This is a genomic window from Rhodoferax mekongensis (assembly GCF_032191775.1).
Lineage (GTDB): Bacteria > Pseudomonadota > Gammaproteobacteria > Burkholderiales > Burkholderiaceae_C > Allorhodoferax > Allorhodoferax mekongensis.
Genome location: NZ_CP132507.1, coordinates 1583677 through 1607145, shown reverse-complemented (window position 1 = coordinate 1607145; position 23469 = coordinate 1583677). Strand labels below are relative to the sequence as shown.

Annotated in this window: 19 protein-coding genes; 8 read left to right on the top strand and 11 right to left on the bottom strand. The window is 60.1% G+C overall.

All coding sequences use genetic code 11. The features are described 5' to 3' along the window. Positions 1-38 precede the first annotated feature (38 nt). The 4 genes from RAN89_RS07875 to RAN89_RS07860 form a co-directional block, all read right to left on the bottom strand. Entirely contained in the window at positions 39-2066 is a 2028-nt protein-coding gene (locus RAN89_RS07875; RefSeq protein WP_313869042.1) for an ATP-binding protein, read from the bottom strand. Positions 2067-2125: 59 nt separating this feature from the next. Next, positions 2126-4105, bottom strand: coding sequence for a methyl-accepting chemotaxis protein (locus RAN89_RS07870; RefSeq protein ID WP_313869041.1), 1980 nt, complete (start codon positions 4103-4105; stop codon positions 2126-2128). A gap of 130 nt (positions 4106-4235) precedes the next feature. Next, complete coding sequence (locus tag RAN89_RS07865; protein WP_313869040.1) at positions 4236-4622, bottom strand: response regulator; 387 nt, start codon at positions 4620-4622, stop codon at positions 4236-4238. Beyond that, positions 4619-5317, bottom strand: coding sequence for a glutathione S-transferase N-terminal domain-containing protein (locus RAN89_RS07860; protein ID WP_313869039.1), 699 nt, complete (start codon positions 5315-5317; stop codon positions 4619-4621). The genes RAN89_RS07865 and RAN89_RS07860 overlap by 4 nt, the downstream gene beginning before the upstream one ends. Before the next feature lie 120 nt (positions 5318-5437). On the opposite strand from RAN89_RS07860, the gene chrA reads away from it, so the two are divergent. After that, positions 5438-6796, top strand: coding sequence for a chromate efflux transporter (gene chrA, locus RAN89_RS07855; protein WP_313869038.1), 1359 nt, complete (start codon positions 5438-5440; stop codon positions 6794-6796). Here chrA and RAN89_RS07850 read toward each other — a convergent pair. From RAN89_RS07850 to nadC, 5 genes are all read right to left on the bottom strand, one after another. Then, complete coding sequence (locus RAN89_RS07850; protein ID WP_313869037.1) at positions 6774-8357, bottom strand: methyl-accepting chemotaxis protein; 1584 nt, start codon at positions 8355-8357, stop codon at positions 6774-6776. The genes chrA and RAN89_RS07850 overlap by 23 nt on opposite strands. Positions 8358-8482: 125 nt before the next feature. Further along, positions 8483-11044 (bottom strand): bifunctional diguanylate cyclase/phosphodiesterase, encoded by a 2562-nt coding sequence (locus RAN89_RS07845; protein WP_313869036.1) that lies wholly within the window; start codon positions 11042-11044, stop codon positions 8483-8485. Between the two features lie 209 nt (positions 11045-11253). Then, a complete protein-coding gene (locus RAN89_RS07840) occupies positions 11254-11652 on the bottom strand; it encodes a YkvA family protein (RefSeq protein WP_313869035.1) in 399 nt (132 codons plus the stop codon). A 7-nt stretch (positions 11653-11659) separates the two neighbouring features. Continuing rightward, the gene (nadA, locus tag RAN89_RS07835; protein WP_313869034.1) at positions 11660-12763 is read right to left on the bottom strand and encodes a quinolinate synthase NadA; all 1104 of its coding nucleotides are present in this window, start codon (positions 12761-12763) and stop codon (positions 11660-11662) included. After that, entirely contained in the window at positions 12763-13632 is an 870-nt protein-coding gene (nadC, locus tag RAN89_RS07830) for a carboxylating nicotinate-nucleotide diphosphorylase (RefSeq protein ID WP_313869033.1), read from the bottom strand. Before nadC ends, nadA begins: the two co-directional genes overlap by 1 nt. A gap of 94 nt (positions 13633-13726) precedes the next feature. Here nadC and RAN89_RS07825 point away from each other — a divergent pair, with 94 nt between their 5' ends. The 6 genes from RAN89_RS07825 (at position 13727) to RAN89_RS07800 (ending at position 18314) form a co-directional block, all read left to right on the top strand. Continuing rightward, positions 13727-14752: a DUF2167 domain-containing protein gene (locus tag RAN89_RS07825; protein ID WP_313869032.1), complete on the top strand. Its 1026-nt coding sequence runs from the start codon at positions 13727-13729 to the stop codon at positions 14750-14752. A 43-nt stretch (positions 14753-14795) separates the two neighbouring features. Then, positions 14796-15002, top strand: coding sequence for a DUF3460 family protein (locus tag RAN89_RS07820; RefSeq protein ID WP_313869031.1), 207 nt, complete (start codon positions 14796-14798; stop codon positions 15000-15002). 62 nt (positions 15003-15064) lie between these two features. Further along, complete coding sequence (locus RAN89_RS07815; RefSeq protein WP_313869030.1) at positions 15065-15913, top strand: segregation and condensation protein A; 849 nt, start codon at positions 15065-15067, stop codon at positions 15911-15913. Positions 15914-16004: 91 nt separating this feature from the next. After that, complete coding sequence (gene panB, locus RAN89_RS07810; protein WP_313869029.1) at positions 16005-16907, top strand: 3-methyl-2-oxobutanoate hydroxymethyltransferase; 903 nt, start codon at positions 16005-16007, stop codon at positions 16905-16907. Between the two features lie 6 nt (positions 16908-16913). Further along, positions 16914-17738 carry a pantoate--beta-alanine ligase gene (gene panC, locus RAN89_RS07805; protein WP_313869028.1) on the top strand — a complete coding sequence of 275 codons (825 nt, stop codon included), beginning with the start codon at positions 16914-16916 and terminating at the stop codon, positions 17736-17738. A gap of 15 nt (positions 17739-17753) precedes the next feature. Continuing rightward, positions 17754-18314 carry a DUF1569 domain-containing protein gene (locus RAN89_RS07800; protein WP_313869027.1) on the top strand — a complete coding sequence of 187 codons (561 nt, stop codon included), beginning with the start codon at positions 17754-17756 and terminating at the stop codon, positions 18312-18314. Between the two features lie 46 nt (positions 18315-18360). Here RAN89_RS07800 and RAN89_RS07795 read toward each other — a convergent pair whose 3' ends face one another. Continuing rightward, a complete protein-coding gene (locus RAN89_RS07795; RefSeq protein ID WP_313869026.1) occupies positions 18361-18852 on the bottom strand; it encodes a cyanophycin metabolism-associated DUF1854 family protein in 492 nt (163 codons plus the stop codon). Next, positions 18849-21107 carry a cyanophycin metabolism-associated ABC transporter gene (locus RAN89_RS07790; RefSeq protein ID WP_428984487.1) on the bottom strand — a complete coding sequence of 753 codons (2259 nt, stop codon included), beginning with the start codon at positions 21105-21107 and terminating at the stop codon, positions 18849-18851. Before RAN89_RS07790 ends, RAN89_RS07795 begins: the two co-directional genes overlap by 4 nt. A gap of 181 nt (positions 21108-21288) precedes the next feature. Here RAN89_RS07790 and RAN89_RS07785 point away from each other — a divergent pair, with 181 nt between their 5' ends. After that, the gene (locus tag RAN89_RS07785; RefSeq protein WP_313869025.1) at positions 21289-23463 is read left to right on the top strand and encodes a cyanophycin synthetase; all 2175 of its coding nucleotides are present in this window, start codon (positions 21289-21291) and stop codon (positions 23461-23463) included. Positions 23464-23469: the final 6 nt, after the last annotated feature.

Here is a 23469-nt window from a genome sequence, read left to right as displayed (position 1 = left end):
TCGCGCACATCCCACGTGCGCCAGCAGCTCTTTTTGCATCAAACCGTATGCTTGCGAAGCATATTGGCCAAGCTGGCAGCGGAGTACGGCTTCGCCAAATGGTCGTCCATCCCGGCGCTTTGGCAATCCAGGAGGTCCTCATGCAAGGCGCTGGCTGACAGGGCAATGATGGGGGTTCTGCGCCCGGCAGGTTCTATCTGGCGAATCAGGAGGGTAGCTTCTTTGCCGCCCATGACCGGCATTTGCAGATCCATCAAAACCAGATCCCAGGGCTTGGTCGGGAAGATGTCCACGGCCTCCTGGCCGTTCTCTGCAATGGTCACGGCATGCCCCCACCGGCCGAGCAGTGTCTTGGCCAGTATCTGGTTCACCTTGTGGTCCTCCACCAGCAGCACCAGCAAGGGCCTGTTGAATACCGGCACTTCGTCTGCCGGCTTTTGCGGTGCGGGGTCTGCCAGCGCCTCCGGCAAGTTGGCATTGGCACCACCAGGCTTCAAGGCAGGCTGCAGGGGCACTTCCAGACAAAAGGTGCTCCCCTGGCCGGGCGCGCTTCGCACTGTCAAAGCGCCCTGCATCAAGCGGGCCAGCTCCGCGCAAATGCTCAACCCCAATCCCGTGCCACCGAAGCGCCGCGTGGTGGACGCATCTGCCTGCTCAAATGCCTTGAATATGCTGGCCTGTTGATTCAGCGGCACCCCGATACCGGTGTCTTTGACCTCAAAAACCAGCGTGTCCTTCGCTTTGGAATACTTGCCCACCCGCACACTCAGGTGCACATGCCCAACTTCGGTGAACTTGACCGCGTTCTCCAGCAGGTTGGTAAGAATCTGGCGGGTTCGCAGCGCATCACCCACGACACATGGGGGTACCTGCGCATCGAGATGGAGTGCGAATTCAAGCTGCTTCTGCACGCAGCGGTTGGTATAGACGACCTTGAGCTCTTCAAGCAACGCGCGCAGATCCCATGCACTGCTCTCGAGTTGCATGTGGTGAGCCTCCAGCTTGGAGTAATCCAGAATCTCATTCAGGATTTTGAGCAAGGCACTCGCGGAGTTTTGCGCCGTAGCCAGGTAATGCTGCTGCTCCTGGGCATCTGAGGAACCCCTAGCCAACTCCAGCATGCCCAGCACGCCATTCATCGGCGTGCGTATCTCGTGGCTCATGTTGGACAGAAACTCACTTTTCACCTGACTGAGACGCTCTGCGTTCACCTTGGCGTGCCGCAGCTCAGAGTCGATCTTGCGCTGTTGCTCAATGTCGCGGACCGTGCCCTCGTAAAACACATAGAAACAGACCACACAGGCCAGCAGTGAGAAACCAACCAAAAACGCCAGCCACAGGTTTCTGGACAGCAAATCCCGCTGGCGCTTGGCCAAGGCAATCTCGAGGGTGTTGGTAACCAACAGGACCCTCGCCTCCAGAAAACCCTGCAAGCCAACCAACGCATCCTGACCCGGGCCAATGGCCTGATTAGCCGGATTCTTGAGCGCCAACAAAGCCTGACGGACCGGTTGAATCGCAGCGGTGTCCAGTGTGACGAAACCCAGGGTGTCGTTCGCCGTACGGGTGTAGCGCTCCAGCGAATCGATTTGCCCCAACACCACCGACACCCAAAACGCGGGGCCCTGCGGGTTGGCTACCCCGCGCTGTATGGCTTTGAGCTCTGCACTGGCGTTGATCAGGCGGGGCATGACCTGGACCGTGATCAGGCTCAGGTACAGGGTGTGCAGTTCGGTGTCGAGAATCAGGCCGGATTCATCACCGATACGGTAGGCCGCCTTCTCCATGCGGGCCAATTCCATCGAGCGGCGCTGCCACTCGTCTCTGGTCATCGGCTCTGCGCCACCAGCCAAGTCAGCGGCCTTCAGTTGGTCCAGAAGCAGTGGCCGGAGGCTTTGTGTTCCCTGAACTTCCGCGGCAAGGGTGTTGCTCTCCTCCAGGTACCTCGCGGTGCTGATCACCGTGAAGAGGAGGAGCGGCACACAGAAGAACGCGAGGACGACCCTCGCCTTCCCTTTGAAAGACAGCGCCCGCATTCGGCGGATGAGGAAGCTGTCATTTTCCATGCTTCAGTGCCTTGGTTGAAAAACCATCAAATTACCTTCCGAGACTGAAGAACTGCTTACTAAGCGACCCGGAAGTTGGCAATTTCGCGCATCAGGCCGTCCGACTGGTCGCTGAGAGCGCCGGCAGCCGCACTGGTTTCTTCCACCAGAGCGGCGTTTTGTTGCGTGCTCTGCTCCAGCAACTGGATGGCGGATACCGATTGGCTCACGCCGTTAGCCTGCTCGCGGGAACCCACAGCGATTTCATTGAGCAGGTCGTTAATGCGATTGGCGTTACCCAGAATTTCGTCCATGGTCAGGCCGGCACCGCTGACCACTTTGGTGCCCTGCTCCACGTTTTGCACGCTGGTGTTGATCAAATCCTTGATTTCCTTGGCCGCCGCCGCAGAGCGCTGGGCCAGCACCCGTACTTCGCTGGCCACCACGGCAAAGCCACGGCCCTGCTCGCCGGCACGGGCGGCTTCCACCGCCGCATTGAGCGCCAGGATGTTGGTCTGGAAGGCAATGCCGTCGATCACCGAAATGATGTCGCCGATCTTTTGCGAGGAGCTGTTGATGGCGCTCATGACCGACACGACATCGCGGATCACCTCGCCACCCTTCTGCGCGACGCTGGCGTTTTCGCGGGCCAGCACGGCGGCATCTTTGGAGTTGTCTGCCATAGCTTGCACCGAGGAGCCAATCTCCTCCATCGTGGCCGCCTGCTGCTCCAGCGCGGCTGCAGCGGACTCGGTGCGCTGTGACAAATCAAGACTGGCGCGCGCGATTTCGCCGCTGGTGCCAGTCAGGTCGCGCGCAGAGTGGCGCACCTTGCGAATCAGCAGGTGCAGCGAGTCGTAGGCCTTGCGCAAATCCACAATGACCGCAGCCGGCTCATCTTTACCCCAAGGCTGGCTGGGTGCGCGGCGCAAATCGCCTTCGGCCATTTCCTGCAGGTGCTGGCTGATCAGGCGCAAACCGCCGCGGGTGACGAGGTAGAAGGTGTAGAAGGCATAACCCGCAAGCAACAAGGTCACGATCAGGATGACGATGGTGATGTTGACCTGACGCTGGGCTGCGTCCACACGCTTCTGAATCAACTCGTCCAGAATGGGCAGCAAGCGGTCCAGCAATGCAGACTGGGCGGCAAAGGCCGCATCCCCTTGGGCGACAAACACCGCCAAGCCTGCAGGATCGCGCTCCGCGGCCATCAGCAGGCCGTTGCTCACTGTGTCCAAAAACTTCTGGGCGCTGTCACGCGCTTCGCCGATCTGGATGCGCGAGCTCAACTCGGGGGTCTGCAAAATCGACTTACCCAGCCCGGCCAGCATATTGGTCTGGTGGAACTCCGAGATAGCCATCGCCTTGTCGATCGCACTATGGAACTCGGGACTGAGCTTGCCATCCCGCAAGGCAGCCGCACCGGCTGCACGGATCAGGCCGATGCGCTCCATCAGGTCCGGCAGGCGGAAGGCTGCCGCGTCCATCACGTAGTAGCTGTCGATGTCCGGGTCCAAGGTCAGGTTGGAGCCATCGGTGGCGGTGGTCATGACCGCGATCAGGGCCTGGATGTGGGCCGTGTTTTTGATGAAGCGCTCCAAGGCTTCGCCACCCTGGCTCTTGGCGGCAGTGCGCGCTTGCTTGAGTGCATCGAATGCACTGGCAGTGCCCAGGCTGTCACCCAGCTCGGATTGCACTTTTTCCAGGTTGGCGTAGGCCTTGTCCATGGCATCCGCCAACGGGGCACTGGCTTCGGCCGGCGTGGCCCGCAATTGCAGCGCCTTTTGCAGCACCGGGCTGGCGGCCTGCAAATAGCGCACGCCGTCCCGCTCTTTCATGGAAAAGTCGATAGCCGCCTTTTGGGCCGAAAAATAGCTCCACGACAGCCAGGCAATGGGGAGCGCGAACAAAAGAGAAACGATCAGTGCCTTGGCTGCGAAGTTGATGCTTCGCATGATGTGAACACCCAAGGCCCAGATGCCATGGGCGCCAAAAAGGCCGATGGGGGCAGGTTTGCTGGCAGGCGCAGCCGATACGAGGCTGACGGAGGTCTTATTCATTGATCACGGCTCCAAACGATGACTCAATCTAAGCAAAAACTGTGACAACTAACACTCAACCGTACACAAGCTTACGTGGATTAAATCACTTTAGGTGAAATATGTGACTCAAAACTGACGGGGTTTGCCCCTATGGTATTTGCCTTATCAAAGAGAGCCCGCGTTGCAAATTTTCCCGGGTAAGTGGCTTGGGAATCAGCCCTTTGGCGCCAAGTTCGCGGAAACGGGCCACATCTGACGGTAAATCGTTGCCAGTGACCATCATGATGGGGGGTACCAGTTTGCCGGTGGCTCGCCACTTGGCCACTTCCTTGAGCACACCGGTACCGTCCAGGTTGGGCATGCTCTCGTCCAGCAGCACCCCGTCAAACTGGTGGGCCTGCAGGGCGGCCAGCGCCTTGAGGCCGTCGTCCACCAGCATGCCGGTGTAACCGGCCTCCTTGAGCAGGCGGGCGGCCATCATGCGGTTAATGGGGTTGTCATCCACCACCAGGATGTGCGGCGCCTGCGCACTCATGCCGGAACCGCCAAGCCCCGCACCACGGCAGGGCGTGCCACAAACGCAGCCAGTACGCGGGCCACTTCAGGGAAATCGGCAAAGCCCACCAGATCGCCCGCTTCGTAGAACCCCACCAGGTTGCGCACCCACGGGAAGATCGCAATGTCGGCCACGGTGTAGTCGTCCCCCATCAACCAGGTGCGGCCCTTGAGGTGCTGGTTCAGCACGCCCAGCAGGCGCTTGCTCTCGGCAACATAGCGGTCGCGCGGGCGCTTGTCTTCATAGTCTTTGCCGGCGAATTTGTGGAAGAAACCCAGCTGCCCGAACATGGGCCCCAGGCCGCCCATCTGCCACATGAGCCACTGAATGGCCTGGTAGCGCTGCGCAGGGTCGGCAGGTAGCAGCTTGCCGGTTTTGTCGGCCAGATAGATCAGGATGGCGCCGGACTCAAACAGCGCCAGCGGCTGGCCACCGGGGCCTTGCGGGTCCAGGATGGCGGGGATTTTGTTGTTGGGGTTGAGGGACAAGAACTCCGGCGTGGTCTGGTCGTTGGTCTGAAAGCTGACCTTGTGTGCCTCGTAGGGCAGGCCCAGCTCTTCGAGCGCAATGCTCACCTTCACGCCGTTGGGCGTGGGCAGCGAGTACAGCTGCAGGCGGTCGGGGTGTTGGGCGGGCCATTTGGCGGTGATGGGGAAGGTAGATAAATCCGTCATAAGAACATTCCAAATTTGCTCTGTTTTTGATAGCTGCTCGCGAACATTCTACGGGCGCCATAGGCCTAAAAGCCTTAAACTTTTGACCTTGGCCTTCCCTGGGCCTGCACCGCAAACCTTATGCCAAGCACCCCAACTCCCCACAGCCCCGACGCCCCGCAAGCGGTTTCTTTCTGGCAGGCATTGCTGTTCTGGTGGAAGCTGGGTTGGGTGAGCTTTGGCGGGCCCGCTGGCCAGATTGCCATGATGCACCAGGAGCTGGTGGAGCGCAGGCGGTGGATTTCCGAGAAGCGCTTTTTGCACGCCCTGAACTACTGCATGGTGCTGCCCGGCCCGGAGGCGCAGCAGCTGGCCACCTACATAGGCTGGCTTATGCACCGCACTTGGGGCGGCGTGGTGGCAGGTGGCTTGTTTGTGCTGCCCTCGCTGTTCATGCTGGTGGGCCTGTCATGGGTGTACATCGCGTATGGCGATGTGGCCTGGGTGGCGGGCATCTTCTACGGCATCAAGCCGGCGGTGACGGCCATCGTGGTGCAGGCCGCTCACCGCATCGGCTCGCGCGCCCTCAAGAATGGCGCGCTCTGGGCGATTGCAGCGGCATCGTTTGTGGCCATCTTTGCCTTGCAGCTGCCCTTCCCGCTCATCGTGCTGTCTGCGGCTGCCATCGGCTGGGCGGGCGGGCGCTGGGCGCCGCAACTGTTTCAGCTGGGCGGCGGGCACGGCGCTGGCAAGGCCAGCCAGGGCCCGGCGCTCATTGATGACGACACCCCCACACCGGCGCACGCGCTCTTTCGTTGGAGCCGGCTCGGCGTGGTGGTAGCAAGTGGTGCCGCGCTGTGGGCACTGCCCATGGGCTGGCTGAGCCTGCAGTTCGGCTGGGACCACACACTGACCCAGATGGGCTGGTTCTTTACCAAGGCCGCGCTGCTCACCTTCGGCGGGGCCTATGCGGTGCTGCCCTATGTGTTTCAGGGCGCGGTGGGCCACTACGGCTGGCTCACCCCCACCCAGATGATGGACGGATTGGCCTTGGGCGAAACCACGCCGGGCCCGCTGATCATGGTGGTGGCCTTTGTGGGTTTTGTGGGGGGCTATGTGAAAGCGGTGTTCGGGCCGGACCAGCTGTTTCTGGCCGGCGCCGTGGCGGCCACGCTGGTGACCTGGTTCACCTTTTTGCCCTCGTTTGTGTTCATTCTGGCTGGCGGCCCGCTGGTGGAGACCACCCACAACAAGCTCAAATTCACCGCGCCGCTCACTGCCATTACCGCTGCCGTAGTGGGTGTGATCCTGAATCTGGCGCTGTTCTTCGGCTACCACCTGCTGTGGCCGCAGGGCTTTGCCGGCCGGTTTGACGCGGTGTCTGCCGCGATTGCCATTGCGGCGGGCGTGGCGCTTTTCAAGTACAAGCGCAGCGTGATGCAGGTGATTGCTGCGTGCGCCCTTTTGGGGCTGGCGCTCAGCGCAGTGCGAGCACTGTAGGTGCCTGCAGTGTGGGGTGCTGCTTGCTCAGTTTGAAGAAGGCCACCGACTCCACCAACTGCTGCGCCTCATGCCGCAGGCCGCTGGCCGCAGCGGCTATTTCTTCCACCATGGCGGCGTTTTGCTGCGTAGTCTGGTCGATAAGCGCAATCGCTTGCCCCACCTGTTGCACGCCGGTGCTTTGCTCCGTACTGGCTGCGCTGATCTCGCCCATGATGTCGGTCACATGGCGGATAGAGCCCACCACCTGCGACATCGATTGCCCTGCCTTGGCCACGAGCGCGTTGCCACGCTCCACCCGCTCCAGGCTCGCGTCGATCAGGCTTTTGACTTCTTTGGCCGCAGCCGCAGAGCGACCGGCCAACGAACGGACCTCAGAGGCCACGACTGCAAAGCCCCGCCCTTGTTCACCGGCACGCGCTGCCTCCACCGCGGCGTTCAGCGCCAGGATGTTGGTCTGGAACGCAATCCCGTCGATCACACTGATGATGTCCACAATGCGGCGCGAGCTGTCGTTGATTTCCTGCATGGTGCTCACCACATTGGCGACCACTTCGCCGCCTTGGGTGGCTGCGTTGGACGCAGTGCGCGCCAACTCATCTGCACGCGCAGCGCGTTGGGCATTCACCCGTACGGTATCGCCCAGCGCCTCCATGGAAGCGGCCGTTTGCTGAATGGCCCCCGCTTGCTGCTCGGTGCGACTGGAGAGGTCGTGGTTGCCGGAGGCGATTTCGACACTCGCACCCGACACCGCTTCGGACGACTGGCGCACACGCGCCACCACCTCGCTCAGGCTGTGTTGCATCTCTCCGAGTTGTGCCATCAGGCTGTGGGGGGCCGCCGCGGTGCGCAAATCCGCGCTGAAATCGCCTGCGCTCAAGCGCTGCGCAACCTCGTTGGCTTGCGCCGGCTCGCAGCCCAGTTGTGCGGTGATGCTGCGCACGGTGCTCCATCCGAACGTGATGGCGCAGAGCAGCCCGAAACCGATCAGACCCACACTGCCCCACCACAGCGCACGATAGCGGGTGCCAGCGGCTTCAAACTCCGTCCTGGCGCCTTCAATCTGGATTTGTTGCAGCGCCTGAATACTGCGGTTCACGGGCGCAGACAAGGGCGTCATTTTCTCCACCATGGCGGCCTGCGCGGTGGTGATGTCGTTCTCCAGCAAGGCGGTCAGGGCGGGCTTGAGGCCTTGATCGTCATACGCTTTGAATGCTTTTTCCCAATCAGCGGCCAAAGCCTCAGCCTCTCCATCGAGCGGGTGCTCGCGGTACTGGGCCCAGGTACCGGCAATTTGTTTTTGGTTGGCGGCAATTTCTTTGACGCTGAACGCAATCACATCGGGCAAGGGGTTGGCCAAGGCCTGTGCCACATGCATGCGGCTGCTGAAGGTCAGCGCATCAATCTGCCCCAGTGCCACTGCGGGCACCGTGCGCTCCTGGTACACCATGCGCAACGCGTCGTTGGACTGCCGCGCCCCATAAACACCAAAGCCGCCTATCACCAGTAACAAGGCCGCCAGACTGGCAACCAACACAAACAGCCGGGTGGATACGCGCATGGCAAACCTCAAGGGTGGAAGCACCCCAGATCGGGGCGGGTAAACCCTATTGAATGACTAGTTTGTGAAGGTTGTATGACGCTTCACCCATTGGTAATGCGCGAAATGCTGAAATCGAATCAGGCTTAGATGAGCACCGGAGGCGGTTGCATTGCGGGTTGTGTCGCCAAATAGCTGTGCAGCGCTTCGCCGGACATGGGCCTGGCAAAAAAGTAGCCTTGGGCGAAGTCGCACCCGGCCGAAAACAAAAGGTCCCGTTGTTCTTGGGTCTCCACACCTTCAGCGATCACCTTGAGGTTGAGTTTGTGGGCCATCACCACAATGGCCTCGCAGAGTGCCAGTTCCTTGGATCCCGGAGAGAGGTTGCGAATGAATACTTGGTCGATCTTGAGGTAATCGATATCGTATTTTTGAAGATAAGCCAGCGACGAAAAGCCGGTTCCAAAGTCGTCCAGAGCAACTTGAACACCTGTTTGCTGAAACTCTTTGAGCCGTGTAGCCACGATTGGCTTGTCCTCGAGCAGCAGCCCTTCAGTAATCTCGGCAATGATGCTGTCACAGGGTAAGCCGAGATGCTCCAGGTGTTGTGACCAAGGGATGTGGGTCTTGTCCACATCATTGAACTGAACGGGCGATTTGTTGACGCTGATTTGGAAACGCCTATCCAACGCCCCACGGATACGTTGAACCTCCAGCGCCGCTTGGCTAAAGACCCATTGCCCCAGCGGCACGATGAGGCCACAGGATTCCGCAACGCCAATGAACTCCGCAGGGCTGATGTTGCCCCGGCTCGGGTGGTGCCAGCGTACCAAGGCTTCTGCTTTGTGGCACGTGCTGGTAGCCAGCTCCACAATGGGTTGGTAGACGACTGAAAACTGCTCGGTCCGCAAAGCCTCATACAACGCACTGGTCAGCCATTGCCGGTTTTGCGCTTGGAGTTGAAGCTCACGGGTAAAAAAGTTAAAGCGGTTTCGTCCCGCCGATTTGGCTGCGTACATCGCTTGATCCGCCGCCTTGAGCAAATCATCAATCTGCGTTTCATCACTGGGGTACAGGGCGATGCCAATACTGGCGGAGACATAGCCTTTGCCAGCGTTGAGTTGAAAGGGGGCCGTGAATGTATCCAAAATCTTCTCTGCGATCCGCTCAACGTCAGGTACATCCTCAATCGCGGTCACAATCACTGCGAACTCATCGCCGCCCAGCCTCGCTGCAACATCAGTCTCCCGCAGGCAGCCACTGACCCGCAAAGCAGCCTGCTGCAGGAGCAAGTCACCTTCGTCATGACCCAACGTGTCATTCACCTCCTTGAAGTGATCGATGTCCAGAAGCAGAACACCCACCTGATGCCCCGTTCGTTTGCCGCGCTGCACTTCAATCTGCAAGCGATCCATGAAAAGGAGCCGGTTGGGCAGGCCTGTCAATTTGTCGAAGTGGGCCAGCCGGCTCACGGCATCCTGCGCGCGTTTTTTCTGGGTAATGTCTTTGCCGATGCCATAGTAGCCCGTGAACGTGCCATCAGGATCGCGGATCGGGATTCCACTGATGCTGGACCAACGCACTTCATTCGACCTGTCTTTTCGAGCAATCTCAAAATCATAAAAAGGCAAATGGGCGGCAAGAGTGGCCTTGTGCGCGCTCCAAGAGGCTTCATCCAGGTTCACAGCGGGTATGTCCCATCGCGTGTGCCCTATGAGTTCGTCTTTGGCCAAGGGATAGGAATTCCGGGATTCATCAATGATCCGCACGAACTTGAACTCGGCATCCTGTTCCCAATACCAATCTGCGGACAGTTGGGTCAGGCTCCGGAACCGCGCCTCGCTGCGCGCAAGGCTTTGGTACACATGTCCCCGCTCGGCATTCAAGGCGGATACCAGCAACACCAGAATGGCCACGGTGTTCATGTATGCCCAGAACTTGGTAATAGCCAGATACAGCTGGGGATCGGCGAAAGGCCCCCACCCATTCACCAAAGCCCATGAGCCGAGTATGGAAAGCCCCAGCACAGCAGAGGCCGCTGGCGACGGTCCGAGCTGAAATGCGATCCATACCAACACCCCCACTGGAAAGGTCAGCGACAAAATCTGGCCAACGGGGTGGTTAGGCACAGTCATCCAGGCGATGCCGATGAACGCAACCCACAGAACAGACACCAACAAGACCTTGCGTTTTGAGCCCCTGATGAGTCGTTTGTAGTGCTCGTGGCGGTATGTCACGAGTGCCATACCCGCCAATACGACTCCCACAGCATCGCCCAGCCACCAAGTGAACCAGGCATATCCGACTTGGGTGGCTGCAATGCTCTGACCGACAAGCAAGGTCATTGCTCCGCCAGACGCGCTTACTGTCATGCTCAAAAGGGATGCGACACCCACAAAAACCAGTACGTCACGCGCGCTACCGATGTCAGGATTGAATCGCCATCGTTGAAGTGCCTTTGCCGCGATCAACGGGGCCAGGGTGTTGCCGATGGATACACCCAAGCTGAGGCCCAGACTCGCACTCACCGAAAAATTGACGGCCAGAGCGCCCAGCCAGATGGCAGGCCAGTACTGCCATCCCCATCGGAAAAGTGCAGCGACGGCGATGCCCGTAGGCATCCACACCAGCGTGACGAGAGTACCGAATGTCGCGAGCTCCAGACCCACTCGGCCCGCCAGGAAATAGCAAACCGCGAGTACCAGCATACGCAACCCGAATTCCCGGGAGAATTGCCAACCGCTTAACCCGCTGATTGAACTCTGATGCGTGACCATGCCCGCCTTTTGGAACGCCGAAAAAGAGGCATGATAGGCGGTAACAACCGCAATTGGGAAGCTAGCCTTACGAGTTGAGTGGACAGTATGTGCAAGACGTCGGCGTTATCCCGTCGGCAAAGAGGACTACCAGAGCACGCCTAGAAAACACCTCGCAATGCTCCATAAACCAGCGCAGCCGCCGCCATCCAAACGGCGACAACCAAGACCAGCCCGGCCGTGCTGCGAGGTTTGGAGCCTTGTTTTTGCATCCATGCATCAGCTTGCTGACGACAGTCGTTCAAAACTTCCTCTGGCAATAACTTGACCGTCAGCCAGATCAGTACCGGCAGTAACAGAACATCATCAAGATAGCCGAGAACCGGAATGAAATCCGGAATCAAATCGATAGGACTCAGTGCATATGCCACTACGAAGGCGCCCAGTGCTTTGGCGTACCAAGGTGTCCCCGGACATTTTGCGGCAAACCACAGGGTGACTCCATCCCGCTTCACCCCCTGCGCCCATAGACGCAGCTGCTTTCCCGCTTCCCACGCCACAATGACCTCAGGCCGCCCCGATATTCGGGATCAATCCGCCCACCGGCTGCCCATTTTTCAGCGCAGCGGTAAACGCCAGCATCCGGTCAATCGGCAGGCGCGCGCGGTCGAGGTAGCGGGCTTCCACATGGACTTCATTCAGTCCGTGTTCCAGCACCCGCGCCACACCGGCCAAGCCGTTCATGGCCATCCAGGGGCAGTGGGCGCAGCTTTTGCAGGTGGCGCTGTTGCCCGCTGTGGGGGCTTCGATGAAGGTCTTGCCGGGGTTGAGCGTGCGCAGCTTGTGCAGCATGCCGTTGTCGGTGGCCACGATGAAGGTTTCAGCGTCCAGGGTCTGCGCGGCCTTGAGGATGGCGCTCGTGGAACCCACGGCATGCGCCAGGGCCACCACCTCTTTCGGCGACTCGGGGTGCACCAGCACCTTGGCTTGGGGGTGCTCCTTGATCAGCGCTTCCAGCTCAAAGGCCTTGAACTCGTCATGCACGATGCAAGCGCCTTCCCAGAACACCATATCAGCGCCGGTCTCGCGCTGGATGTAACCACCCAGGTGCTTGTCGGGCGCCCACAGAATCTTCTGGCCCTTGTCTTTGAGCGCTTTCACGATATCCAGCGCACAGCTGCTGGTCACCAACCAGTCGGCACGCGCCTTCACGGCCGCGCTGGTGTTAGCGTAGACCACCACAGTGCGGTCGGGGTGGGCGTCGCAAAAGGCGTTGAATTCACTGATAGGGCAGCCTAGGTCCAGCGAGCAGGTGGCATCCAGGTCTGGCATCAGCACGGTCTTGTGCGGCGACAAAATTTTGCTGGTCTCGCCCATGAACTTCACGCCTGACACCACCAGCGTTTGCGCGCTGTGGTCGCGGCCGAAGCGGGCCATCTCCAGCGAATCGCTCACCAGGCCGCCGGTATCTTCGGCCAGATCCTGCAGGTCGGGGTGCACGTAATAGTGCGAGACCATGACCGCATTCTTTTCTTTGAGCAGGCGCTTGATCTTGTCTTTGAGCGCGCTGCGTTCATCCGGGGTGGGTTCCACGGGCACGCGGGCCCAGGCATGCTTGGTAGAGCAGGCTGGCTGCTCGTACTCCACGTCGATCACATCACTGGCGCTCATCACAGGTCCTCAAATCGCATGGAAAAGTCGGTCGCCTTGACATCTTTGGTGAGCGCGCCGATGGAGATGCGGTCCACGCCGGTGGAGGCAATCGCCCGCACGGTGTCCAGGTTCACGCCGCCGGACACTTCCAGAATCGCGCGGCCGGCATTGATGGCCACGGCCTGAACGAGGTGGGCCAGCGTCATGTTGTCCAGCAGCACCATCTTGGCGCCGCAATCCAGCGCTTCGCGCAGTTGTTCTAGCGTCTCCACTTCCACCTCGATGAACTTGGCGGTGGCGGCAAACTGGGTGGCGCGTTGCAGTGCTGCGGTCACGCCACCAGCAGCGGCGATGTGGTTTTCCTTGATCAGCACGGCGTCATGCAGGCCGATGCGGTGGTTGGTGCCGCCACCCATCTTGACGGCGTACTTCTGCGCCAAGCGCAAGCCGGGAATGGTTTTGCGAGTGTCCACGATGGCGGCACGGTTGCCGGGCACTTCGTCAACTGCATCCACAAAAGTGGCGGTTTTGGTGGCCACTGCGCTGAGCAGCTGCAAAAAGTTCAGCGCCGTGCGCTCCGCGGTCAGCAGGGCTTGTGCGTTGCCTTCCATCTCGACCACCACTTGGTCTTGCTGGCAGCGTTGGCCTTCGCGCACATGCCAGATGAGGGCGGCCGAGGGGTCCAGAGCCCGCACGGCGGCGGTGGCCCACGGCTCGCCGCAAATGACGGCCGACTCGCGGGCCAGAACGCGCGCACGGGCACGGCGGGTGGGGTCGATCAACGAAGCGGTCAGGTCGCCAGCGCCCACGTCTTCAGACAAAGCGCGCGCCACATCAGCCTGCGCCAGGGCAGCAATGTCGGCAGAAGAAAAGTCAAAAGTGCTCATACATCCGAGGATAACCCGCCTGCCTTGCACCCGGATTGCAGCCACAGGGCATGCCAGAATGCACTCTCTTTTGACTCGCGCACTCGAGGCCCCCATGAAACATGGTTTTTTGAAAGCATTGTTCGCGTTGGCGTTCATCTGGCACGCCACGGCAGGCGCACAAGCTATCAGCAAGGAAGAATCAGAACGCATCTGGGCGGAAGCCAAAGCGGCTGCCCAGGCGGGCCCGGCGCAAATTTCGCTCAAGGTGCAGGACACCGTGCAAGGCACCTTGGCACTGCCCGCGGGCCACACCTACATTCCCCAGCCCCACGCCGCCAGAGTGCTCAATGCCATGGGCAACCCCGGCAATGACGAACGTCTGCAGGGCCTGGTGTTTCCCGATGGCGACGCGCCCTGGTTCATGACCATCCGCTTTGAGCGTTCAGGCTACGTCAAAGACGACGATGCCAAAAACTGGGATGTGGACGAACTGCTGCAAAGCTACAAAGACGGCACCGAGGCCGCCAATGCCGAACGCAAAAAGATGGGCGTGCCCGAGATGGAAATTCTGGGCTGGGCACAAAAGCCCACGTATGACGCCAAGACCCACCGCCTGGCCTGGGCCATGTCGTCCCGCGACAAAGGTGCCGCGGAGAGCGAGCCCCAAGGCGTGAACTACAACACCTTCGCCCTGGGCCGAGAAGGCTACTTCAGCATGAACCTGGTGACCGACCTGAACGTGCTGCCGACCTACAAACCCGCCGCCCACACGCTGCTGGACGCGATGCAATTCGCCGAGGGCAAGCGCTACGCCGACTTCAATTCCAGCACCGACCGCGTAGCCGAATACGGTCTTGCAGCCTTGGTGGTGGGCGCTGTCGGCAAAAAACTGGGCTTGTTTGCCACGCTGGCCGTGTTTCTGGCCAAGTTCTGGAAAGTGGCTGTCATTGCGGTAGTGGCGTTTGGAGGCGGCATCCTGAACTGGTTCAAGAAACGTAAAGCCACATCCGCCAACGATGAGTTCGCCAACACGGTGATGGTGGACCGCGACGCCCCCGAACGCACCGTACCCCAGCCCCTGGCCCCACACCCACACGCAGACCAGGTGCGCAGCGGCCAGAGCACTGACAAAGTCTGAAGCAACTGCAACCGTTAAAATGCCTGCCAACTAGGACATTGCCATGAACATCTTCCGCCGCCCCGACTACCGCTCTGACGCCACCCAGTTCATCGACCAGCTCAAGGTCGCCAAGCCGACCCTGGAAGCCGAGCAGCGCAAGGGCCGCGCCCTGCTGTGGGACAAAGTGGTAGACCGCATGGCCTGGAAAGGCTTCCGCAGCGCCCAAGTCGCGCAAAAGCCTTACGTCTACCAGACCAAGAACGACTAAGCATCCAATCAGGCCCCAGCGCCCGCAGAATCTGCGCGAGTAGCTCCTGATTTAATAGCAACATGACTTCCAGCACCGAAGGCGCATCCTCCGGGGGCGCCGAACTCGGGCACATGCCTGACGTGGTGGACCAGGTGGCTTTGGCGCGCCTGTATGGCGAGCCCCTGTTCGCCATGCCGCAGGACCTGTACATCCCACCCGACGCGCTGGAGGTGTTTCTGGAGGCCTTCGAAGGCCCGCTGGACTTGCTGCTCTACCTGATCCGCAAGCAGAATTTCAACATCCTCGACATCCCGATGTTGAGCGTGACCAAACAGTATCTGGTCTACGTAGACCAGATCCGCAAGCGCAATCTGGAGCTGGCCGCCGAATATTTGCTGATGGCGGCCATGCTGATCGAGATCAAATCGCGCATGCTGCTGCCCCCCAAAAAGACCGCAGAGGGCGAAGAGGCCGAAGACCCCCGGGCCGAGTTGGTGCGGCGCCTGCTGGAATACGAGCAGATGAAGCTCGCAGCCGCGCGACTCAATGCCATTCCCCAATACGGCCGCGACTTCCTGAAGGCCAACGCCTACATCGAACAGAGCCTCAAGCCCCGATTCCCCGATGTGTCGGTGGACGAGCTGCAGAGTGCCTGGCGCGACATCCTGAAGCGGGCCAAGCTGGTGCAGCACCACAAGATCAGCCGGGAAGAGCTCTCGGTGCGCGAACACATGAGCATCGTGCTCAAAAAGCTGCAGGGGCAGCGCTTTGTAGGGTTTGAGAACCTGTTTGATACGACCCAGGGCGTGCCGGTGCTGGTAGTGACCTTTATCGCCCTGCTGGAGCTGGCCAAAGAAACCCTGATCGAAATCACCCAGGCCGAAGCCTTCGCGCCCATTTACGTACGCTTGGCGTATTCACCTACCTGAGAGAAGCCCTCTAAATCGCGGCGGGCAACTGCGGTTAGTATTCGCCCCACTTTCGCCAAACCCTTGGTATTCCCGTTTTTTGGAGTCCTCCATGGCCCTGAACCCGACCGGTGAACAAGCCTCCAGCGCAACCAACGCGACTCCCTATGGCACGCTGCCCCCGGCATCTCCGCCCTCCACGCGCAAGCCCATCAGCCTGCCACGTATCCAGGAGATGCACACCCGTGGTGAAAAAATCACCATGCTCACCGCGTATGACGCGACCTTTGCCGCTGTAGCAGATGCCGCAGGTGTGGAGTGCATTCTGGTGGGCGACTCGCTGGGCATGGTCTGCCAGGGCCGCCACAGCACCGTGGGCGTCACGCTGGACGACATGGCCTACCACACCGAGAGCGTGGCCCGCGGCCTGCGCCGTGCGCAAGGCACCGCCTGGCTGATCGGCGACCTGCCCTTTGGCAGCTACCAGGAATCCAAAGAGCAGGCCATCCGCAGTGCCAGCGTGATCATGCAAGCCGGCGCCCACATGGTGAAGCTGGAAGGCGGCGGCTGGACCACCGAAGTGGTGCAGTTTCTCGTGGAGCGGGGCATTCCGGTCTGCGCCCACTTGGGGCTCACCCCGCAAACGGTGCATGCCTTGGGTGGTTATCGCGTCCAAGGCCGTGGCGATGCCGCTGCCGACGTGATGAAAAAGCAAGCCCACGAATTGCAGGATGCAGGTGCATCGCTGTTGGTGCTGGAAATGGTGCCCGCCCCCTTGTCGGCAGAGCTGACCCGCGAACTGCCGAACTGCGCCACCATAGGCATTGGTGCCGGCAAAGGCACCGCCGGCCAGGTGCTGGTGTTGCACGACATGTTGGGCGTGAATCTGGGCAAAAACCCGAAGTTCGTGCGCAACTTCATGCTCGAGGCCAGCAGCATCCGCGGCGCCATGGAAGCCTATGTGGCCGCTGTGAAAAACGGCAGCTTCCCGGATGACGCTGTTCACGCGTGGTGAGAAACGATGCAACTGATTCACACGATTGCCGAGCTGCGCGAGGCGCTCAGCCAGTACCGTCACCCTGCCGTCGTGCCCACCATGGGCAATTTGCATGCGGGTCACTTGGCGCTGGTGCGTCAGGCCAAGCCACTGGGGGACGTGACGATTTCCACCATCTTTGTGAACCGCCTGCAGTTCGCGCCACACGAGGATTTCGACACCTACCCCCGCACCTTGGAAGCCGACTGTGAACATCTGGAAGCGGCGGGCTGCGATATCGTGTTTGCACCCAAAGAGTCCGAGCTGTATCCGCAGGCGCAAACCTTCAAGGTGCACCCGCCCACCGAATTGGCAGACATTCTGGAGGGCCACTTCCGTCCCGGCTTTTTTATCGGGGTGTGCACCGTGGTGATGAAGTTGTTGGCAGTGACACAGGCCCGCACTGCCCTCTTCGGCAAAAAGGACTACCAGCAGCTGATGGTGATCCGGAATATGGTTAAGCAATTCGCCCTGCCGATTGATGTGATCGGTGGCGAAACCCAGCGCAATGAGGCAGGCCTCGCCCTGTCAAGCCGCAATGGCTACCTGACCCCGGCACAACGCGAAGAGGCACTGCTCTTGTCCCGGACCTTGCGCTACATCGTGGACACCGTGCGTCAAGGAGAGACCGACCTGGCCCGCCTGGAACAGGAGGGTATGCAAACCCTGCGCGCCGCAGGCTGGTTACCCGACTATGTGGCCGTGCGCCGGCAAAGCGATCTGCAGACGCCACTGGCAGGTGATGCCAAAGTCGTACTGGCCGCAGCGCGGTTGGGCACCACCCGCCTGATCGACAACATGGAAATCTGACGCACTGACCCACGTATGACAACACAATTCAACCCCGAACGCCGCGCCTGCCTCACCCGCGGCGCCGCCCTCTCTGTTCTGGCTACAGGCGGCATGCTCACCGCCTGTGCCGCAGGCCAGGACCGCGGTTTGCAGTTCAGCACACTGGCCGCTGCACAAGAAGAGGTGATGCGACTTGCACAGGCGCCGGCCCTGGACAGCGCCGCTGTGTTCAGCTGGAGCCAAACGCTGGAGCATTGCGCCCAGAGTATTGAGTTTTCGATGAGCGGGTTTCCCGAACCCAAGTCGGCCCTGTTTCAAAAAACTGTGGGTGCTGCCGCATTCAGCGTGTTCAGCTGGCGCGGCAAGATGAGCCACAACCTGGCGGAACCCATTCCCGGCGCACCGGTGCTGGCAAGCGATACCCCTGCCGCCGCGGCGGTGGAGCGTTTGCAAAAAGCCATCACAGCGTTTGCACAATCGAGTGGAGAGCTCAAGCCTCACTTTGCCTATGGCGCACTGACCAAACCCCAATATGAGCAGGCGCACGCCATGCACCTCGCGCAACACCTGTCGGGCTTCACCATCAAAGCCTGAGCATCCCAGACCTCATGAGAAAAGGCACCCTCGGGTGCCTTTTTCCTTACAGGAAGCGGTCCAGTACCCGCTTGCTATGGGTATCCATAGCAAACTGGTCGCGCACCAGGTATTGAATGCCGTGGGCATCTGCAATCAGCAAGGCGTTGTCTTTGCCGATACGGCGAATGTCTTCATCACCGCGCAGCACAAACTCCGTGGTACCACGGTCAGTTTCCACGGTCCAGGTACAGGGTGTGGAGTAGCTGGTAACGGACACGATACGTTCAATCACCGGCATGAATTCACGGGTGGCGAGTTCCGCCCTGATCAGGTCTTGGGCGGACTGGGGCACATCGGACAGCAGGTCCACCCAGGCGACCTCCTTGCCATCGGTGCTGACCAGCGAAATACCGTCTTCCGGCGACTGGATCGGGAAGGCGCGCACGGGCACCACGCCCTCAAAGCACTCACCCGACTCATTGGTGAGCACCAGCTTGCCAAAAGGTGTGCGCTCCAAGGTGAAGCGGCTGGCGGTTACGGTGTAGAGCGCGCTCATGCCGCCTCCTCCATCATGTTGTTGCGGGCCTGGGCCTGGTACAGGTTGAAATAGGCACCAACGCTTGCCATCAGAGCGTCATGGGTTCCTTCTTCCACTACCTTGCCGCGGTCCAGCACCACCAGGCGATCAGCCCGGTGCAGCGTGGAGAGCCGGTGGGCAATCGCAATGGTGGTGCGGCCTTGCACCAGGTTCTCCAGCGCCTTCTGAATTTCCTTCTCGGTCTCGGAGTCCACCGACGAGGTAGCCTCGTCCAGGATCAGGATGCGCGGGTCAATCAGCAAGGCACGCGCAATCGAGATGCGCTGACGCTCCCCGCCGGACAAGCCCTGACCGCGCTCGCCGACCATGGAGTCATAACCCTGTGGCAAACGCAGGATGAATTCATGCGCATGCGCAGCGCGGGCGGCGGCGATGATCTCGGCACGGGTCGCATCCGGCTTGCCGTAGGCGATATTGTCGGCGATGGTGCCGAAGAAGAGGAAGGGCTCTTGGAGCACCAAACCGATGTTCTGCCGGTAGTCTGAAATGGCGTAGGAGCGGATATCCACCCCATCCACCAGAATGGCGCCTTCGGACACATCGTAAAAGCGGCAGATCAGGTTGACCAGCGTACTTTTTCCCGAGCCGCTGTGTCCGACCAACCCCACCATTTCTCCGGGCGCGATTTTGAGATTGATGCCACGGTTGACTTCGCGATTACCGTAACGGAATCCCACATCTCGCACCTCTATGCTGCCCTTAACTTTGTCCATGGGCACCGGGTTGACCGGCTCAGGCACGCTGGAGACGTGATCCAGAATGTCAAAAATGCGCTTGGCGGCGGAAGCCGACTTTTGCGTGACCGAGACAATGCGGCTCATGGAATCCAAGCGGCCGTAGAAGCGACTGATATAGGCAATGAAGGCCGTCAACACACCGACAGTGATCTCGCCTTTGGACACCTGCCAAATACCGAAGGCCCAGACCACCAACAAACCCAACTCCGTCAAGAAAGAAACGCTGGGGGAAAACAAAGACCAGATTTTGTTGATGCGGTCGTTCACCGCGAGATTGTGTTTGTTGGCCTCGCGGAATCGGGTGGCTTCGCGACGCTCCTGCGCGAAGGCCTTGACCACACGGATGCCGGGAATGGTGTCAGCCAACACGTTGGTCACTTCACCCCATACCCGGTCAATTTTCTCGAAACCCGTGCGCAGACGGTCCCGCACGAAATGGATCATCCACGCAATGAATGGCAGGGGCACCAAAGTCACCACCGCCAGCCACGGGTTGATGGAAAACAGGATGACTGCCGTCATGGTGAGCATGATCACGTCGGTCGCAAAGTCCAGCAGGTGCAAGGACAGGAACACGCAAATCCGGTCACTTTCGCTGCCGATGCGCGACATCAGGTCGCCCGTGCGCTTGCCACCGAAATACTCCAGCGACAAACGCAGCAAATGCTCGTACGTGGTGGTGCGCAGATCAGCGCCAATGCGCTCAGACACGAGCGCAAGAATGTAGGTCTTCGCCCAGCTCAGCACCCAGGCCAGCAAGGCAGAGCCCAGCAGTCCGCCCATGTAAATGCCCACCAGCATGGGGTCGATCTTCTGGCCGTTCTGGAACGGGATCAGCACGTTGTCCATCAAGGGCATCGTGAGGTAAGGCGGCACCAGGTTAGCGGCAGTCCCTAACAAGGTCAGCACAAACCCCAGCAGTAACTGGCCTTTGTAGGGCCGGGCAAAACGCCAGAGGCGCAAGAGCGTCCAGGTACTGGGCGGGGTATGAACCACCTTGGTACAAACCGGGCACTCTTCCTGATCGGGCTCCAGCGGCGCTTTGCAGCTCGGACAGACGTTGGTCAAAGCCTGCGCGAGCGGCCGGCCTGAAACCGTGCTTTCCAGTTGAGCTTGGAATTGGTCCACCAAACGTATGGCCAGCAGGTTCTGTCCCAGCGTGAAGCGCCAGCTGCCCAACAAGGCATTGGCATCCAGCAAATCCATATGACCCACACCCGCGTGGTCATGATGGAGCAGCTTTTGGCCTGCCTGCAAGTCCCAGGATGTCCACACCTTCTGGGTACCCGCACAGGACAGCAAACGCTGGTTGGTCAGCACGACCAGACCTTTGACAAAGCGCAGCTGCTGGTCAAGGTCAACCTCCAGGGTGGCCAACACGTTCTCTTGGGGGCGGAGTTGTTTTAGGACCGCTTCACGCCAAATGGACGGCATTTCGCCGGACAGCGTGGTTAAAGCAGGGGCTTCTGTGGTCATGGATCGCAAAAAGGGTGAATTTGAATCAGTTTTCTAGGGTGACATGCCCTGCGGCAAGTCCAACTACAGGCCGTAGATACTACGCGCTAGCGTAATCAGGCAGGTTTGCGCATCATCAGTGAGCGAAAATACACAACGCATAAAGCGTAACAATGGTGGACCGCTCTTTTCCCACATTCCAATGACAGCCAAGAAAAATATCGAAATTCTTCGGGTGACCCACCTCCGCGGGCCCAACATCTGGACCTACCGCCCGGTCATCGAGGCCTGGGTTGACATTGGTGAACTGGAAGATTACCCCTCCAACACCCTGCCCGGCTTTTACGAACGCCTGACCACTTGGTTGCCCGGCTTGATTGAACACAAATGCAGTCCCGGTGTCCGTGGCGGATTTCTCGAGCGCCTGCGTGAAGGCACATGGGCGGCGCACATCATGGAACATGTGGCGCTGGAAATCCAGAACCTGAGCGGCATGCAAACCAGCTTTGGCAAGGCCCGCCAGATGTCCAAGCCCGGTGTTTACAAGATTGCATTCCGCACCCGGCAGGAACAGATCGGGCGTAAGGCTTTGGTGGTGGCACGGGACCTGATCATGGCCGCCATCAACGACACCGCTTATGCGCTGGACGCCCAAATCACCGAGCTGCGTGACATGGTGGACTCCCTGTGCCTCGGGCCCAGCACTTCCAATATTGTGGATGCAGCGACCGACCGCAGCATCCCCTCTATTCGCCTCACAGAAGGCAACCTCGTGCAACTGGGCTATGGCATAGCACAGCGCCGCATCTGGACGGCTGAGACAGACCAGACCTCTGCGATTGCCGAAGAGATTGCCAGCGACAAGGACCTGACCAAAAGCTTGCTCAAATCCTGCGGTGTGCCAGTGCCTGAGGGTACTTTGGTCAATTCGCCCGAGAAAGCCTGGGAAGTAGCCCAGGACATCGGTCTGCCTGTGGCCGTCAAACCCTATGACGGCAACCACGGCCGCGGCGTCACTTTGGACTTGTCCGACAAAGCCAGCATCGAAACAGCCTTCCACGTGGCCAAAGAACAAAGCGGCGGCAGCGTGATCGTGGAAAAGTTCATACCCGGCAACGAGCACCGCCTGCTGGTGGTCGGCAAACGGGTGGTCGCAGCGGCACGCGGTGAATCTGCTTGGGTCATCGGCGATGGCACCAGCACCGTGACAGAGCTCGTGAATGCGCAAATCAACATCGACCCCCGCCGCGGCGAGGCTGAAGAACTGCCCCTCTCCCCTATCGAGCCTGAAAAGAGCCCGGAGGTTCAACTGGAATTGCGCCGCGCCGGACTGACGCCCACCTCTGTACCCGCCAAAGACCAGAAAGTCCTGATCCAGCGTAATGGCAATGTGGCATGGGATGTGACCGACGAGCTGCACCCCACCGTGGCAGCTACCGCTGCCCTTGCGGCGCGCATTGTGGGCCTGGATATAGCCGGCATTGACATGGTGATGGAGGACTGCTCCAAACCCATGAAGAGCCAACGAGGCGCCGTGATTGAGGTGAATGCCAGCCCCGGTTTGCTGTTCCACATCAAGCCTGCCATCGGCACCCCGCGCAATGTGGGCAAAGCCATTGTGGAACACCTGTTTGCCCCGGAAGCCGATGCGCGAATTCCGGTCATCGGTGTCACAGGGACCCAGCACACCGGCCGCCTGGCGCGCCTGATCGCCTGGCTGGTGCACATCAGTGGCAAGCATGTGGGCCTGGCTTGCAGCGAAGGCCTGTACCTGGATGGTCGCCAGATCGACGCCAAAGACAGTGCCCATTGGGAGCCCAGCCAGCGCCTGTTGATCAACCGCTCGGTGCAAGCCGCAGTGTTTGAAAACAGCAGCCGCATGATCCTCACGGAAGGTCTGGCCTATGACCGCTGCGCGGTGGGCGTGGTGACCGACATCAGCTGCACCCCTGATCTCGCAGAGTTCGACATTCTCGATGCGGAACAAACCTACAAAGTGGCGCGTACGCAAGTGGATGTGGTTTTGGCAACCGGCACAGCTGTGCTGAATGCGACCGATCCGCAAGTGGTGGAACTGGCCGATCTCTGTGACGGCAATGTTATCTTCTACGCACCCGATGCAGACAACACGGCCATCGTCGCCCACCGCGCCAAACAAGGCCGTGCCTTGTTTGTACGGGATGGCGAAATTGTTCTGGTGGAAGGCACCCACGAAATGGCAGTGCTGCCCCTTGCGACCCTCAAACCCGCCAAGGCCGCCAAACCTGAAATGGTGATGGCCGCCATCGGCGCAGCTTGGGCGCTTGATATCCCCGTGGAATTGATTGGCGCCGGACTGCGCACCTTCGAATCCAACCCCAAGAAAACTCCTTACTGAGCCCAC